General features: G+C 61.2%; 13 protein-coding genes. 7 read left to right on the top strand and 6 right to left on the bottom strand.

What is annotated here, in order from left to right:
• Complete coding sequence (locus ACIPY2_RS21130; RefSeq protein WP_400268368.1) at positions 1 to 492, bottom strand: flavin reductase family protein; 492 nt, start codon at positions 490 to 492, stop codon at positions 1 to 3.
• 242 nt (positions 493 to 734) lie between these two features.
• Here ACIPY2_RS21130 and ACIPY2_RS21125 point away from each other — a divergent pair, with 242 nt between their 5' ends.
• From ACIPY2_RS21125 to ACIPY2_RS21100, 6 genes are all read left to right on the top strand, one after another.
• Complete coding sequence (locus ACIPY2_RS21125) at positions 735 to 1,769, top strand: aldo/keto reductase (protein WP_400268367.1); 1,035 nt, start codon at positions 735 to 737, stop codon at positions 1,767 to 1,769.
• Positions 1,770 to 1,930: 161 nt separating this feature from the next.
• Positions 1,931 to 3,022, top strand: a complete 1,092-nt coding sequence (locus ACIPY2_RS21120; protein ID WP_400268366.1) for a sulfite oxidase — start codon at positions 1,931 to 1,933, stop codon at positions 3,020 to 3,022.
• Between the two features lie 13 nt (positions 3,023 to 3,035).
• A complete protein-coding gene (locus tag ACIPY2_RS21115) occupies positions 3,036 to 3,413 on the top strand; it encodes an RNA-binding S4 domain-containing protein (protein ID WP_400268365.1) in 378 nt (125 codons plus the stop codon).
• A gap of 94 nt (positions 3,414 to 3,507) precedes the next feature.
• Entirely contained in the window at positions 3,508 to 4,161 is a 654-nt protein-coding gene (locus ACIPY2_RS21110) for a DUF6318 family protein (RefSeq protein ID WP_400268364.1), read from the top strand.
• A gap of 28 nt (positions 4,162 to 4,189) precedes the next feature.
• A complete protein-coding gene (locus ACIPY2_RS21105; RefSeq protein ID WP_400268363.1) occupies positions 4,190 to 5,119 on the top strand; it encodes a hypothetical protein in 930 nt (309 codons plus the stop codon).
• Positions 5,120 to 5,873: 754 nt separating this feature from the next.
• On the top strand, positions 5,874 to 6,899 hold the full coding sequence (locus ACIPY2_RS21100; RefSeq protein ID WP_400268362.1) for a serine hydrolase domain-containing protein: 1,026 nt from the start codon (positions 5,874 to 5,876) through the stop codon (positions 6,897 to 6,899).
• A gap of 36 nt (positions 6,900 to 6,935) precedes the next feature.
• On the opposite strand, the gene ACIPY2_RS21095 is transcribed toward ACIPY2_RS21100, so the two are convergent.
• The 4 genes from ACIPY2_RS21095 to ACIPY2_RS21080 form a co-directional block, all read right to left on the bottom strand.
• Positions 6,936 to 8,024, bottom strand: a complete 1,089-nt coding sequence (locus tag ACIPY2_RS21095; protein WP_400268361.1) for a serine hydrolase domain-containing protein — start codon at positions 8,022 to 8,024, stop codon at positions 6,936 to 6,938.
• 721 nt (positions 8,025 to 8,745) lie between these two features.
• Complete coding sequence (locus ACIPY2_RS21090; protein ID WP_400268360.1) at positions 8,746 to 9,210, bottom strand: SRPBCC family protein; 465 nt, start codon at positions 9,208 to 9,210, stop codon at positions 8,746 to 8,748.
• A gap of 145 nt (positions 9,211 to 9,355) precedes the next feature.
• The gene (locus ACIPY2_RS21085) at positions 9,356 to 10,600 is read right to left on the bottom strand and encodes a sensor histidine kinase (RefSeq protein WP_400268359.1); all 1,245 of its coding nucleotides are present in this window, start codon (positions 10,598 to 10,600) and stop codon (positions 9,356 to 9,358) included.
• 132 nt (positions 10,601 to 10,732) lie between these two features.
• The gene (locus ACIPY2_RS21080) at positions 10,733 to 11,470 is read right to left on the bottom strand and encodes a response regulator (RefSeq protein ID WP_400268358.1); all 738 of its coding nucleotides are present in this window, start codon (positions 11,468 to 11,470) and stop codon (positions 10,733 to 10,735) included.
• Positions 11,471 to 11,950: 480 nt separating this feature from the next.
• On the opposite strand from ACIPY2_RS21080, the gene ACIPY2_RS21075 reads away from it, so the two are divergent.
• Complete coding sequence (locus ACIPY2_RS21075) at positions 11,951 to 12,556, top strand: hypothetical protein (protein ID WP_400268357.1); 606 nt, start codon at positions 11,951 to 11,953, stop codon at positions 12,554 to 12,556.
• 256 nt (positions 12,557 to 12,812) lie between these two features.
• Here the strand turns inward: ACIPY2_RS21075 and ACIPY2_RS21070 are convergent, their stop codons facing one another.
• On the bottom strand, positions 12,813 to 13,691 hold the full coding sequence (locus ACIPY2_RS21070) for an FG-GAP repeat domain-containing protein (RefSeq protein ID WP_400268356.1): 879 nt from the start codon (positions 13,689 to 13,691) through the stop codon (positions 12,813 to 12,815).
• Between the last annotated feature and the right edge of the window lie 214 nt (positions 13,692 to 13,905).

The raw sequence follows: 13,905 nt of genomic DNA, 5'->3' as shown, positions 1-13,905 counted from the left end.
CTAGGCAGCCAACTTGTTGAAAGCTGCACCGTGGTAGATCAGCGGCTTGGACTCGTGGTTGATCGTGGTTGATTTGACCTCCAGCACCACAATTGCGTGATCGCCCGCAGGCGTCTCGGACACCACTTCACATTCGAAGCCCAGCACGGCACCATCGATCAGTACCGCGCCCGAGTCGGCGACGCTGGTAGGCAATCCTTCAAAGCGATCGCGGGTTTTCGACGCCAGCTGGAGTGCCGCAGCTTCCTGGCCCTCAGCCAGCACTGAAACTCCGAGCCTGCTCGCCTGGCGAAGCTTGGGCCAGGTGGTGGAGGAATTCTGTACGGCGAACATCACCAGCGGCGGTTCCAAGGAGACGCCAACAGTGAAGGACGATGCCACCAAGGCTTCAGGAGTGAAGTCCACCATCGCACTGAACGCAGCCACACCAGACGGGAACTGGGCAAAAGCAGCCTTGATCGCTGCGGTTTCTTCTACTGCTGCCTGCGTCATGTCGGGGTCCCCTTCGTGCGTCGTTTGAACTCCCTTCCCATAATTCACGCGTTTCCGGGAACCTCAATATTTGTTGATTCCCGCGTCATTTCTGTTGCCGAATGTCAAGAAATATCGCGAACTAAGGCCCCTTGCGTTACTTCGCAAGACGAAAAACGAAGAAGTTCTACCGCTTGCGTTTCTGCGTCAGGCAGGGCTGTGTAGCCTCGGTTGGACATCCAGATCCACCACAGGAAGCCAACATGAGCCTCAATGAGCTACGGACGCTTGGACGCACTGGCGCCCTGATCAGCCCACTGACCCTGGGCACCCTGAACTTCGGTACGGGCACGGCGCCAACCGGCCCTGCAGAGAGCATCCGCATCATCAAGGCCGCCCTCGACGCCGGCATCACCAGCATTGACACTGCAGACATCTACTCCCAGGGCGAAGCCGAAACCGTGGTGGGTCAGGCCATTCACAGCCGCCGTGACGACGTCTTCCTGGCCACCAAATTCCACGGTCAGATGGGATCGAACCCCGCGCACGCCGGCAACTCGCGCCGTTGGATCGTCCGGGCCGTGGAAGACAGCCTGCGCAGGCTTAACACAGACCGGATCGACCTCTACCAAGCCCACCGGCCGGACTACAACACCGATCTCCTTGAGACCATCACAGCGCTGAACGACCTCATTCGCCAGGGCAAGATCCTCTACTACGGCACGTCCGTGTTCAGCCCCGCGCAGCTTGTGGAAGCCCAGTGGATCGCCAACACCAACCACCTGACCCCGCCGGTAGTGGACCAGGTTCCCTATTCGCTCCTGGTGCGCGCCAACGAACGCGACGTCCTCCCCATCACCCAGCAGTACGGCGTCGGGGTTCTGAGCTACGGACCGCTCGACGGCGGCTGGCTCGCCGGCGGTTACCGGGTGGGCGCAGGGCAACCTGAAAGCTCACGTGCCGCCGCGGTTCCCGGCCGTTTTGATGTGACGGCACCCTTCAACCAAGCCAAGCTTCACGCGGCCGACGCCCTCGGCCAGCTCGCAGGCCGGCATGGACTGACCTTGATTCAGCTCGCCGTTGCCTTCGCACTGAACCACCCCGCCGTCACAAGCGTGATCATCGGGCCCCGCACCGAGGAGCACCTGACCGACTACCTCAAGGCTGCGGATGTGGTGTTAAGCGAGGCCATCCTGGACGAGATCGACGACATCGTGGCACCCGCCGTCAACTTCCTCGAGCGGGACGCCGGGACCGTGGCGCCGCATTTGGAGTACCCGGAACTTCGACGGCGGTAGTCCCCTTCCGTTGTGTGGCCCGCTTTGCGCGCTTCGCCGCTCCTTTGGAGTGTTCAGCGGGCCTCACAACAAGCTATTGACGGCGTTCAGGCGCGGCGTGATCCTTGTCCTAAGTGCTGTGGCACCCCCGCAGCGTCAGGTCCGGAAGAACGCCGCTGCCCATGTCCACACCCAACATTGAACGTGCCTCCACCTCAGGCCAGCCGACCCAAGGTCCGCTCACGCACGAAGAGCTCCAACTCGCAGGCCGCAACCATTCGATGCCGCTTGAAGCCTTGCACGACGACATCACCCCGGCTGGCCTGCACTATCTCCTGATCCACTTCGACATCCCGCACGTGTCCCCTGACACCTGGCGGTTGCGGCTTGGCGGAGCAGTTACGCACCCTCTTGAATTGGGTCTCGAGGACCTCAAGAGCCGGCCAGCGCTAACAATGCCCGTGACATTGGAATGCGCGGGCAACGGGCGGGCCCTGCTGCAGCCCAGGCCCCTCAGCCAGCCGTGGACGACCGGCGCCGTGGGAACAGCCGAGTGGACCGGAACTCCCTTGGCACCCCTGCTGGAGGAGGCAGGGCTGGCGAGGGACGCCGTCGAACTTGTATTTACGGGCGCTGACCGGGGCATCCAGGGCGGCGTCGAAGAGCCCTACGCCCGCAGCCTTTCCATCGACGAAGCCATGCATCCGGAAGTGATGCTGGTGTACGCGATGAACGGCCAGCCTTTGCCTCTGCAACATGGCTTTCCCCTGCGGCTGCTCGTCCCCGGCTGGTACGGAATGGCGAGCGTGAAATGGCTGACTTCCATTGAGGCAGTGACGTCCCGGTTCACCGGGTACCAGCAGGCTGTCGCCTACCACTATCTCCAAGGGCCCGATGGTCCGGGGCTGCCCGTCTCGCACATCAGGGTCCGGTCCCTGATGGTTCCTCCGGGTATCCCCGATTTCTTCACCAGGCGGCGCATGGTTGATGCGGGTCCGGTGATGCTTCGCGGGCGTGCGTGGTCCGGTCACGGCGAAGTAGAGCGCGTAGAGGTGGGGATCGACGGCGAGTGGATGCCGGCACAACTGGATGCTCCGCTTGGCGACTTCGCGTGGCGTGCGTGGTCCTTGGTGTGGGTAGCCACCCCCGGAGAACACGTCCTGCGATGCCGTGCAATGGATTCATCGGGCGCTTTGCAACCCACGGAACAGGTGTGGAACTACCAGGGAATCGGCAACAACATGGCGCAGCGGGTTGAGGTGACCGTTCGCTAGACTCGACTGAATCATGAGCAGCCAGTCTTCCTCTCCAGCGACCGTCCGCGTCGACGCGTGGTTGTGGGCGATCCGCGCCTACAAGACACGTTCCGCCGCGACCGCTGCCTGCCGGGCAGGTCACGTGCGCCTCAACGGCAATCCGGTGAAGGCGTCACAGACGGTGATCGTCGGCGACACCATCCGGGTCAGGGAATCCGGCTGGGAACGGATTCTTGAAGTCCGTCGATTGATCGCAAAGCGCGTCGGCGCCGAGGCGGCGTCGCACTGCTTCACCGACCACACTCCCCCACGCCCTGTCCTCCCGCAATTGGGCCTTCCCCAGCGCGACCGCGGCGCCGGCCGACCCACCAAGAAGGACCGCAGGGACATGGAGAAGCTCCGGGGATAGTTATCCACAATCCGCTTAGCGGCGCGTGATTCCTGCGTTTCCCCTTGCCTAGACTGGCGGGCACTACGCCAAAACAGTCACTGGGGAGACTTTCATGCCACGCCCATTCACCTTCTTTTCGCCTGCCCGTTTACGGTCGGTTCTTGTCGGAGCCTGCGTTCTTTTGCTGCTGACCGGTTGCCAGGGCGTTGTGGGCCCATCTGAGAGTTCGACGTCGACGCCGCCCACTTCCAACGCGCCCGCACCTTCCAGCCCGGTTGCGACGGCGGCGGCCGTATACAAGCCTGCTGACGCCAACGGGAAAGCGCAGAACGTCCCTGTTCCAGTGATGCCGGAGTTGGCGAAGGAGAACTCAAAGGCGGGGCTGGAGGCGTTTATTCGGTATTGGTACGCGACATACTCTTATGCATTGGAAACCGGCGACCTCAAGGTCTGGTCCTCGCAGACAGACATGACCATTCCAGCGGCTCAGGCACACAAGGAGTCCGTCGAGCTCAACTATATCGAGGGCAGGTGGATCGTCGGCGGTCGGCTCCAAATTCCCAGTATAGAAGTGGCTTGGCCTAGCAAAGCCGCGGATTCAACCACCGCCAAAGTTCAAGTTATTCAAGAAGCAATTCAATACTTCGACTCAAGCGGAGTGAAAGGACAGAAAGACTCTCCACCCACAAACACAGCAGACGCCGTGTTCGCTGCGTTTCAGAATGGCTCTTGGCACGTTACCAACTACGGAGCCATCGTTGCGTAGGACAAAGGCTCATGTTTGGCGCGTTCTCGTGGGCTCTTTGCTTTTACTCCTTTTAACCCATGCGACAACAGCGTTTGCCGACGACGACCGGGTCAGTGCCGCCAGGAACGAACGTGAACTTCTGGTGGGGGCCAGGTTCACCATCAACCCCGAGTCCGGGCAACTCACGTCCACGCTCCAAACGGGCAACGAGGCGGCAAGCGCAACTGAGGATCCCAATCAGTACATGGCCGATACGCATTGCCGTGCCGACGGACCGGACACCGTGGACCCCGGCTGCCTCGCACTGACCTGCCCACCCAACGGCATGAGCGGCCAGGACGGCACCCCCGTGATCTGGAAGGAAGCACCCAAAGCCATCACCAACCCCGGATGGACAGACTGGACTCCCGTCACCGGCCCCACCTGCCTCTACGGCCCAGAACCCCAAGACGTCCTGGCCAACATCGCAGCCCGCATCCTCACCGACTTCCGCCAACTACCCATCAACCCCGGAACACTCCAAGCCCAACCCTTCCCCAACACCCTCATCGGCGGACCCACCAACTTCTACACCACCACCACCGAACAACCCTTCGACCTCACCATCCTCGGCCAACACATCCACCTCGCCGCAACACCCACCACCCACACCTACACCTACGGCGACGGCCAAACCCTCGGACCCACACCAGCACCCGGCTACACCCTCCCGGACACCGCCTGGCTCACCCAAGACACCCGAACCAGCCACACCTACACCACCACCGGGAACTACCCCATCACCGCCACCACCACCTTCACCGGCACCTACACCGTCAACAACGGCCCACCCCTGCCCATCAACGGAACCCTCAACCTCACCACCCCACCCAAAACCATCCGAGTCTGGAAAACAGAAACAGCCCTCGTCGCCGACACCTGCGAACAAAACCCCAAATCCTGGGGCTGCCCGGGCGCAGAAGCTTCCCCAAAGTGAGTCGCAAGGGGCGTTCTCCACATAGCCGCAGTCCCTGCTTCCGGCCAGACCCGGCGCCAAATAGCGTGATTTTGTGATTCCTCCCCCGCTTCCCGGTCCGATCGATATCACAGTCCCGGACCACGAGGTGGAAGCCCGCACTGAACGCGTTCGCCATCACGTTCGCCGTACGGTTCGAAAGAACCACCAACTAATGAAAACCGCAGGAACCCACACACCGTTTATCGGACAGTCCTGGTTCTGGACTGGGAGGTCGGCAGGCGGACGAGCATTCGTGTGAGGAAGTATCGTGAACGGCGGCCTCCCCAGCCAAGGACGACGTCGCTGATCTATCGCACAGCACAGTAGCTTACTGCTCTGTCAAGCGGATGGAGCTGTCCGGTACGGGGACATCCAAACTGAACTACACCCTAATCTGACGTCAGATCCGGCTAGGTTTTTGCGTCAGGTTAGGTCCGGAACGCTGATTTCATGACGATCCGCGGGGTAAGTCTGTGACTTCAAACTGACAGTACCGCCACGCTTATGACCGGTTCACGGATTGGAGGTGATTGAGGTGCCTCTGCATGCAACTTCGCTTGTGTTCTCTGGGAAGCGGGCGTAGAACGTCGCTATGGGCCATCGGCGGATGTCGTCGGGCGGTGTCCTAGGCGTCTGTGTTGTTCTCCTGCTGTCGGGCTGCACGGGAGGCAGTCCCGAGCCTTTGCCTGCGGTGTCGACCTCCGCGGCGCCAACGGATTCGCTGGAACAAACAGTGCAGGGATTCATCGCAGAGGGCGTCAGCTCTGTTGTTGTTCACGTTCGTTGGCCTGATGGTGAGTGGTCCAAGGGGTTCGGCCTGCGTGACCGGTTTGGCAGCGAACCAGCGCAGCCGCAGGACCGGTTCTCCATTGGCAGTGTGACGAAACCGATGGTAGCTGTTGCCATGCTGCAGCTCGTGGACGACGGTCTCATCGGTCTGGACGACTCCGTAAACGAAATGCTTGAAAGCTTTGGTGCGGGGCTAAAGCCGCCGATGCCGATCACTGTCCGCCAGCTGCTGAACCACACATCGGGCATGCCCGACTTCGTCCAGGCCCTTGAACGGACCAACGCACCCAAAGACGTCGTCACCACGAGCGTCAGCGTGCAGCGTGGCTTGGAACTGACTGGGGCCTTGCCGTGGGATTGGCGGAGTGTGGGCTTCTTCGCTTATTCGAACAGCAACTACCTGGCCTTGGGACGACTGGTTGAAAAGCTTACTGGTCGGCCACTGGACGACGTACTCCGGGAGCGTGTTTTCGGGCCTCTTGGACTTGGTCGGACCTCGCTGAACACCCGGGATCGGGCCGCGCCGGACAACCTGAGGGCGTACATGTCGGTGGGTGGTGAGCGGCTTGACATCACCCAACCTGAGGCCGTGACTGGCTCCCCCGCAGGCGGAGTTGTGTCCTCCACCGAGGATGTCAACGACTTTTTCCGGGGTCTCCTCAGTGGGGCGTTGTTGTCGCCGGGGACGTTGCAAGAGATGAAAACGGTCAAGTCCTCGAACTACGGACTCGGCGTTACCAGGTTCCCTGACGGATGCTCGTCCTCCAAGTACCGGTACGGACATTTCGGCTCTGTCTACGGCTACCTAACCGGGGCAATCTCCAGCGACGACGGCAGCCGGCAAATCACCCTGGGTATGGCACTACCACCCCTGCCGTCCGAGCCCGACGCAGCCACCGACCGCCGCATCGATCAGTACGCCTCACAAATAGAACTCGCCGCGCAGAAGACCCTCGATCAGCTTTGTTGATCGAGGGTCCCCAAAGCTGCGAAAGAGCTTGCCGGGTTACTGGCAGAAGAGGCGCTCGTGGGTTTCAAGCAGGGCTGAGACGATTTGATCGCTCATGAGATCCCGTTTTCTGAGCATGTCCGGGTCTTCCAAAGGAGAGGGGAGCGGGGCGGGTGCCAGCGTATAGGTGGCCTGATAGCTGCCGTCAGCGGAACTCATCGCGATTGTTCGAAAGTCCAGAAAACCACCCCTGGCGAAGAACCGTGGCTGTCCTTTGCAATCGTTGGACCATACAAATAGTCCCAGCCCGTAGGGGGCTTCGACTGCTTTCTGCATTTCGGTTAGCGAGCCGGCCGAGATGAGCTTGCCATTGAAGAGTGCCTCGAGGAAGTCATTCATGTCGGACATGGTGGAGATGACCCCGTGCGACGGTGAGCCGAACTGTTCCGGAACAGGACTAGCGGCAAAACGCTGGCCCCTGACAGTGATGTACCCCTTGATCATGTCACCTGCACTCGGTTGGGTTTCATCGAGGGTGGTGCCGGTTAGTGCAAGAGGGTTGATGATGTCGTCGCGAAGTATCTGCGGGAAGCTCTTGCCGCGAAGCTTCTCCAGGATCAGCCCGAGCGCGACGTAGTTGGAATCGGAGTACAGGAAAGAGCCGATGGACCGGGCTTCCCAAGGCAAGGTGCTGGCGGCCTGGAGTGCGCGTTGCATGTTTACTTTCTGGGTGGACACAGTCATCAAGTCATCCACGGTCCGGTATAGGGCCTCTCCATAAGGGGGCATGCCTGAGGTATGGGACAACAACTGCCGCACAGTAATGGGTCCTGGCGGCCGCAGCCCCGTACCGAAGCTTTCCAGCAGGGCGTTGACGGGATCATCCAGCCCGATGAGGCCTTCATCTACTGCTTTGAGGACGCACACAGCGGTCATGGTCTTGGTGACACTGGCCACGGGTACACGATCCCCGGGCCGGGCAGGTTCTTTCGTGTCCAGGTCTCGGACGCCGTAGGCCTTTGACCACTCACCACCGGGCCACCGAACCTGCGCAACAACAGCGACCGCGCCTTGGCTCATCATGGTCTGCATGGTCTGGTCCAATGACTCAATGGCTGCCGGGCTGCTATTGGCGTGGGAGGGCATCGGAGACGGTTCCGTTCCCGTGCACCCGACCAAGGACAGGACAAGCAGAAGCGCAGCCAGCCGAAACAGGGGCATTCGTTGTTTCATCGCATACCGATTACCTGCGAAAGCCGGGGGGCTGTCAGCCCACCGGATGGCCGTGACTGCAGGACCCCTGTCCTGGGGCGACTTCGTGGCCGTAAATACAGGTCCGTTCCGGCGCCCGCGGGGCGTCGTGATGGGACCAGAAGAGGCTGCTGGCTCCGCCGGTGACGCCGGCGTCCTCCCGTCTAAGCCAGTCACCCAGATGGTGTTTTGGCCGAGAGTGGGGTTTTTCCGGCGAGGGTTGGTTGGAGCGATTCTTGTTTGCCATTGTTGTTCTTCGTCCTTGAGCGGGTTTGAGAGGCCACCGGGCTGGACCGGGAAGCCGGAAGCCGTGGCCACTGGTTGTGAGCCGGATTCATGGTCAGTAGTACTGTCCCCTGTCGGTGTTCGCGGCGCGGTCTGTGGAGGCAAGGCGCCCGGACCACTTGTTGCCGGAACCTTGCTTTCCGCAGTAGATGCAGCGCCTGGTGAAGTTCCCGGCGCTGTCTGTTTGCGCCAACCAGTGATGCCGCAGCTGCATCTTGCACAAAAGATCACTACGGCCTGGTGTTCTCAATGTCTTCATGGTCTTGCCTTTGATGAGAGGTGCCACAGAAGCTGACGGGTCTTTTGTGCACCGCGGATGAACCACGAACCTCTACAGGGTTGTTTCGTGTTGTGGATGCTCTGTCAGGATTTCGAGCAGGGTTTCCAGGTTCGCGCGAGTGGTTCGGGCGTAGGCCTTTTGCACGAGTGGATCTGTGATCTTTCCGAAGATGCCTCCAAGCCCTGTTTCTGCCTCCACGTGCGAGGTGAACCGGGTTCCGTCTCCTTCAGGCTGGGTTGTCAGCGTCAGAGTGAAGCCCATGGGGCCTTCCACGGTGCGTGATACGACGCGTCGGGAGGTTTCGAACTCGGTGATCTCTGCTTTCCAGTCGATCCTGCGGCCCAGGACCCTGCTTGTTCCGCTGGTTCGGCTGCCGGCCTTCATCGGGCCATCGTCGTCGAGGTGGAAATCGATAGCCGTTGCGTCCCACTGTGTTGGGCTCGCGGGGTCGACGATGAACTTGAACACTTCTTCTGGTGGCTTGGGAATGTAAATGCTCTCTTCCACGGTGGGCATCGTTATCTCCTTCTCCTGTGGTCGGGCCCACGCCCCCCAGTTCAGCGTTTGGCCGATGACTTTAAGTTTGCTCCGGCTCGCTGGGGCCCGCGTCGATCCACGGTTCGAATTTCAAGTCGATCGGGAGATAGAGACCGGCGCAGATCTAGGCCCGTCCAGAGGCCGTCGCTGCCAACGGAAGCCGTAGTTGCACTTCGAATCCCTTGCCCCGGGGCCCCCAGTCGATCCAGCCTCCACCTACCTGGACGCGTTCCTTCAGCCCTAGCAGCCCGTATCCTGAGGCGTCGGTGTCAGGCATCGGTGATTTGTTGGCGCCGTCGTCCATGACGCGGATCCACAACGCGCTTGTTTCCCACGTGATCTCGACGGTTGCGTGCGCGCCTGGACCGACGTGTTTGGAGACGTTTGTCAAGGATTCCTGCACCGCCCTGTACGCCGTGTGGCCAACGCTGATGTCGAGTTTTCCGGGCGCACCTGTCTGTTTGAGATGAACATCTACACCTGCTGATCGGACCGCGTCTATCAAATGGTCTATATCGTCCAGTGTGGGCAGGGGCTTCTGGGAAGTCGTCGGGTTGTCGGGCTTGAGCAATCCCAGGAGTCGTGAGAGTTCGTTGGTGGCATCTGATCCCACGGTAGTGATGACATCCAGGGCATGGGCAGCGCGGACGGGATCGGCCTCAATGATCCTGCGGCCACCTGCGGCATGAAGCAGCATGACCGTGACCGCGTGGGAGACGATGTCGTGCAGTTCCGCGGCGATCAAAGCCCGCTCCGCGGCCACCGCTGCTGCCGTTCTTTGCTGTTCTGTCTCGAGTTCGTTGATCCGTTGAGTGCTGCGTCCGACGAATCTGCCAAAAGCCCAGGCTCCTCCGATCCACAGCACTGCCGCGACAACGTACCACGAGGCCTCCATGGGCCGCCCGGCGGTGAAAATGAGCGTAGACAGGACCACCGCGGGGATGCAGAGAAGTATCGAGCTCCACAGCGACGATGAGGATCCTACGGTGATGACGGCCACGATAATGCAGAACAGCGGGATATAGGGGATGGAGAAGAAGTCGCTCGCGTCGAAAACCATGCCCGCCGGCAGGACCAGGCTGTGGTAGAAGATAGGCGAGAACAAGCCCTGATGAATCAGCAACAGGATCAGGACCAGTCGTGGATAGCGCCCGCGCCACAGCAGGATGACAAACCCTGCCATCAGGAAAGCAAGCGCGCCGGCCCACGCATGCGCGAGGACTCCGAGGAGGCTGGGCATGATGTTTACCAGTTCTAGCGGGGCGGCCAGACCAGTGACAATGTAATCGGTCTTGGTCAGGCGGAAGTAGGCGCCCAGCCGGGCAAGTTTGCGGGCTGGATCATGTGCTGCCCCATCTGCGACGCTCAACGGGTCTGCCTCCGATTTCCTCGGGAGGGCGCTGCGGAATCGTTGCTGCCATCATTGTGCGCTCATCGCCGCGGTGGGAACATCCATCCACAGATCGTTGCTCCTCCTTCCCGTCGGGGTGCTGTCTCCCCGTCAGGGCTTGTCTGGTTTGACCAACCCCCATCTGTAGGCGGCTGCGACAGCCTGCGACCGGTCGGTGATGGCGAGTTTCATCAGGATCCGGTGGACGTGGGTCTTAACCGTCGACTCGCTGAGGAACAGGGTCTGCGCGATCTGGCTATTGTTCAGGCCACGGGACATGGCGGCCAGCACCTCGAGTTCGCGAGGTGTCAGTTCATGGAACTCTGTCGGCACGGGCAGTGACAAAACAGGTCTGTTGGTGAATTGATCCAGGATTTTCAGCGTCACGTTGGGGTCCAGCCACCCTGCACCGCGGGCCAGCGCCCGGATGGCGGCCGGGAGGATGTGCGGTGCGGAGTTCTTCAGGATGAACCCGGAGGCTCCTGCTTTGATCGCCGCGTGAAGTGCCGTGTCGTCGTTGAACGTCGTCAGGATCAACACGGGTACCGGCTCGGAACGTTTGGGATTGAAGTCCGGCGCGGCAAGGACCTGGGTTGCCGAGACTCCGTCCATGACCGGCATGCGTATGTCCATGACCACGACGTCAGGGTTCAGCGCGGCGACCGTTTCCAATCCGGCCCGACCGTCACCGGATTCACCCACCACTTCGATGTCCGGCTCTGAGGCAAGTATCAACCCAAGTCCGGCCCGGATGAGCTCCTCATCGTCGATCAGGACCACCTGGAGTCTGGCTTCGTGATCGGCGGTACCCACCTCGTCGCCGTTGAAAGCTGTCGACACCTCCCGCATGGGCAAAGTATGGCGCGCGCAGGCACCGATGTCAGCACCTTGGAGGCCGGATCCTCGTACTCGCCCAAGGAGGCAGACAGGTGAAGCCCGCTGCCCGTCCACCTGAGGGTTGACCCAACATTCGAACGACAGATGGACGAATACATGCCACACACCAGCGCACCCTAAAGACAAGGGAGGTGACCAACCATGACTTCCATACCCGCGCACAGTGTCAAAACCAGACGGCCTGCCACATGGACCGCCGAAGCCGTGCTCCTCATGCTGTTGATCTTGACCGCCGTCAACAGCGCCTCTTCAGATCTCTTCACAGGTCCAGCTGTAGTGCCTGCTGTGAAACCTGCAGTTGGGCAACCACCCGATGCAATCACCCGGCTAACGGACGGCCCCCGTGAGCTGTGGCGCTTCCGGCCCCGCAGCACCATTGGCTGGCGATAAACCCGGCCACCCCGCCCTTTCGAACCCCTGCAGGAGAAGACAATGGATCACACGACAAACACCGAAATGCCAGACACGGAAGAACAAGCCATGGTGAGCCGGCGCATCACCGGGACATGCGCGCTACTCGGCGGCGCGTCGATGATCGCTCATTCAGTCCTCATGGCCGTCAGCCCTCCCGGGCTCCCCGACGGCCCGTACCGGGATGGCGGAACCATCGCCGGCATGTTCTTCCTCGGCGCTGTCGTCTTCATCAGTGCTGCCGCAATTGGGATCTACTGGATTCACGGGCGGGGCCGGGGCGCTACAGCGGTCGTCAGAATCTCAACTGTCACTGCCGCTGCTTCATTGTTCTTTGGAGTTGCGTTGTTCAACGCGGCTTACCTCGCCGGTTTTGTCCTAATCCTTATCGCCGTGGCCGCTTTTACGGCCACAGGCATTGGGCTGCTGCAGACACAGGTCTTGCCGCGGTGGACAGGCGGGCTGTTGGCTGTGTCCTCAGTGCTCCTCCTGGCCACCAACACTGAAGACTCCAGAGTTCTGTTCCTCGTCCCGTTCGGCGCGACCTGGGTCACCATCGGTGCCGTATCGCTGATAATGGCATCGCATCATCGCTTCACCAGAGCAACGCCACTGCGCTATACGTAACGGCAGCGCACAACGGCCCAGACCTCTCACCGGACCATAGGTAACTTCGGGAGAACCGATATCGCAGGTGGAGGACTCGATGCTGGAGTTCCTGCTTGGCACACTGAACACCCCTGACGAGGCAGGCTCTACAGGGCTCTGCGAGAGATGCGGAAAAGATGATGACAGGGAAAGCAATGGCCCGTGGGCGCTGGTGCCATGGCGCAGACCCCGGAGACCGGATAAGACAGCATCTTCCTCAGCTAGTCTGACCGCTTCAACCCATTAGCTGCGGCGGTTCGATATCCACTGCAGTCCTGGTACCGATGAACCCGCCGGTTCCGTTGCCCGGATAAAGCCAGGTCTGGCCGGCATCGTCCCGGGCTAGAACGTCTCCAAAGCCGTCGTAGTCGAAGTCCCCCGGCGCGGTGAGCTGGTCCATGTGTTGCCAGCCCCAACCAATGTGGATCCGGTTCAGCCATCCACCTGCCCCGTTGCCCGGGTACAGAAACAGGTTTCCTCCGGAGTCACGGGCGAGAACATCCGGATTCCCGTCGCCGCTGAAATCGTGTCCGCTGAAGACGGCTGTCATAACATTCCAGCCCCACCCGACCTGGGTCCGGCCAGGAAGCCACTGCCCGGCCCCGTCTCCGCGGTATAGCCACAGTAAGCCCGCGGCGTCGCGGGCCAGGACGTCAGGGTGGCCGTCGCCGTCCCAGTCACCCGGTGAGGTCAGTGCCGTCATCACGTCCCACCCCCACCCCACTTGGACTGTGTACGCTACCCCACGGCCTTCTTCGAGCCCAGCGCGGAGGAACAGACTGCCGTCCTTGTTCCTGAACATCCAATCGGCATAGCCGTCGCCGTCCCAATCGCCCGGCAAAAGGAGTGCATTGGCCTCCGGTACGGTCGTGCTGCCAAAGTTCAGGCGTTGGATCTGCCACGTGGAGCCGCCCTCATGCACGAGCTGTTGTCCCGCATCGTCCACGACCAGCAAGTCGGAGTAGATCTCTCCTTTGTCCCACCACATCTGGATGAAGTTATGCCACCCATATTCATCACCGGGCGCCGGTCCTGCGAAGATTGTTCCGACCGACATCACAGTCAGCAAGGACGCGGCAGCGGCACGGAACCGCCGACGAATACCGCGTATCATCTGGATCCCCCATTCGACGTTGAGCCAACGAGAAAACCCTATCGACGGCAATGCCTCAGCGGCAGTATCCACGCAACAGAAAATTGCCGGGCTGAATGGCCAACCGCCCGGCACCAGGACTGTCGTTGGCCTTCGTGAGGGGCATATCCGGCGGAACACGGTTGGTGTACCTAGGCGGCATCCCAGGAGTTCAACCGACGTGCCGAGGTTGGTG

The organism is Paenarthrobacter sp. NPDC089675, assembly GCF_044749185.1.
GTDB lineage: Bacteria > Actinomycetota > Actinomycetes > Actinomycetales > Micrococcaceae > Arthrobacter.
Note: the sequence above shows the minus strand (reverse complement) of the source record. Positions and strands in the feature narration are given on the sequence as shown.

Coding starts and splice junctions, on each gene's coding strand:
- ACIPY2_RS21075 (WP_400268357.1), top strand. CDS start 11,951: ATGGATCACACGACAAACACCGAAATGCCAGACACGGAAGAACAAGCC.
- ACIPY2_RS21120 (WP_400268366.1), top strand. CDS start 1,931: ATGTCCACACCCAACATTGAACGTGCCTCCACCTCAGGCCAGCCGACC.
- ACIPY2_RS21110 (WP_400268364.1), top strand. CDS start 3,508: ATGCCACGCCCATTCACCTTCTTTTCGCCTGCCCGTTTACGGTCGGTT.
- ACIPY2_RS21090 (WP_400268360.1), bottom strand. CDS start 9,210: ATGCCCACCGTGGAAGAGAGCATTTACATTCCCAAGCCACCAGAAGAA.
- ACIPY2_RS21070 (WP_400268356.1), bottom strand. CDS start 13,691: ATGATACGCGGTATTCGTCGGCGGTTCCGTGCCGCTGCCGCGTCCTTG.
- ACIPY2_RS21080 (WP_400268358.1), bottom strand. CDS start 11,470: ATGCGGGAGGTGTCGACAGCTTTCAACGGCGACGAGGTGGGTACCGCC.
- ACIPY2_RS21125 (WP_400268367.1), top strand. CDS start 735: ATGAGCCTCAATGAGCTACGGACGCTTGGACGCACTGGCGCCCTGATC.
- ACIPY2_RS21115 (WP_400268365.1), top strand. CDS start 3,036: ATGAGCAGCCAGTCTTCCTCTCCAGCGACCGTCCGCGTCGACGCGTGG.
- ACIPY2_RS21130 (WP_400268368.1), bottom strand. CDS start 492: ATGACGCAGGCAGCAGTAGAAGAAACCGCAGCGATCAAGGCTGCTTTT.
- ACIPY2_RS21095 (WP_400268361.1), bottom strand. CDS start 8,024: ATGCCCTCCCACGCCAATAGCAGCCCGGCAGCCATTGAGTCATTGGAC.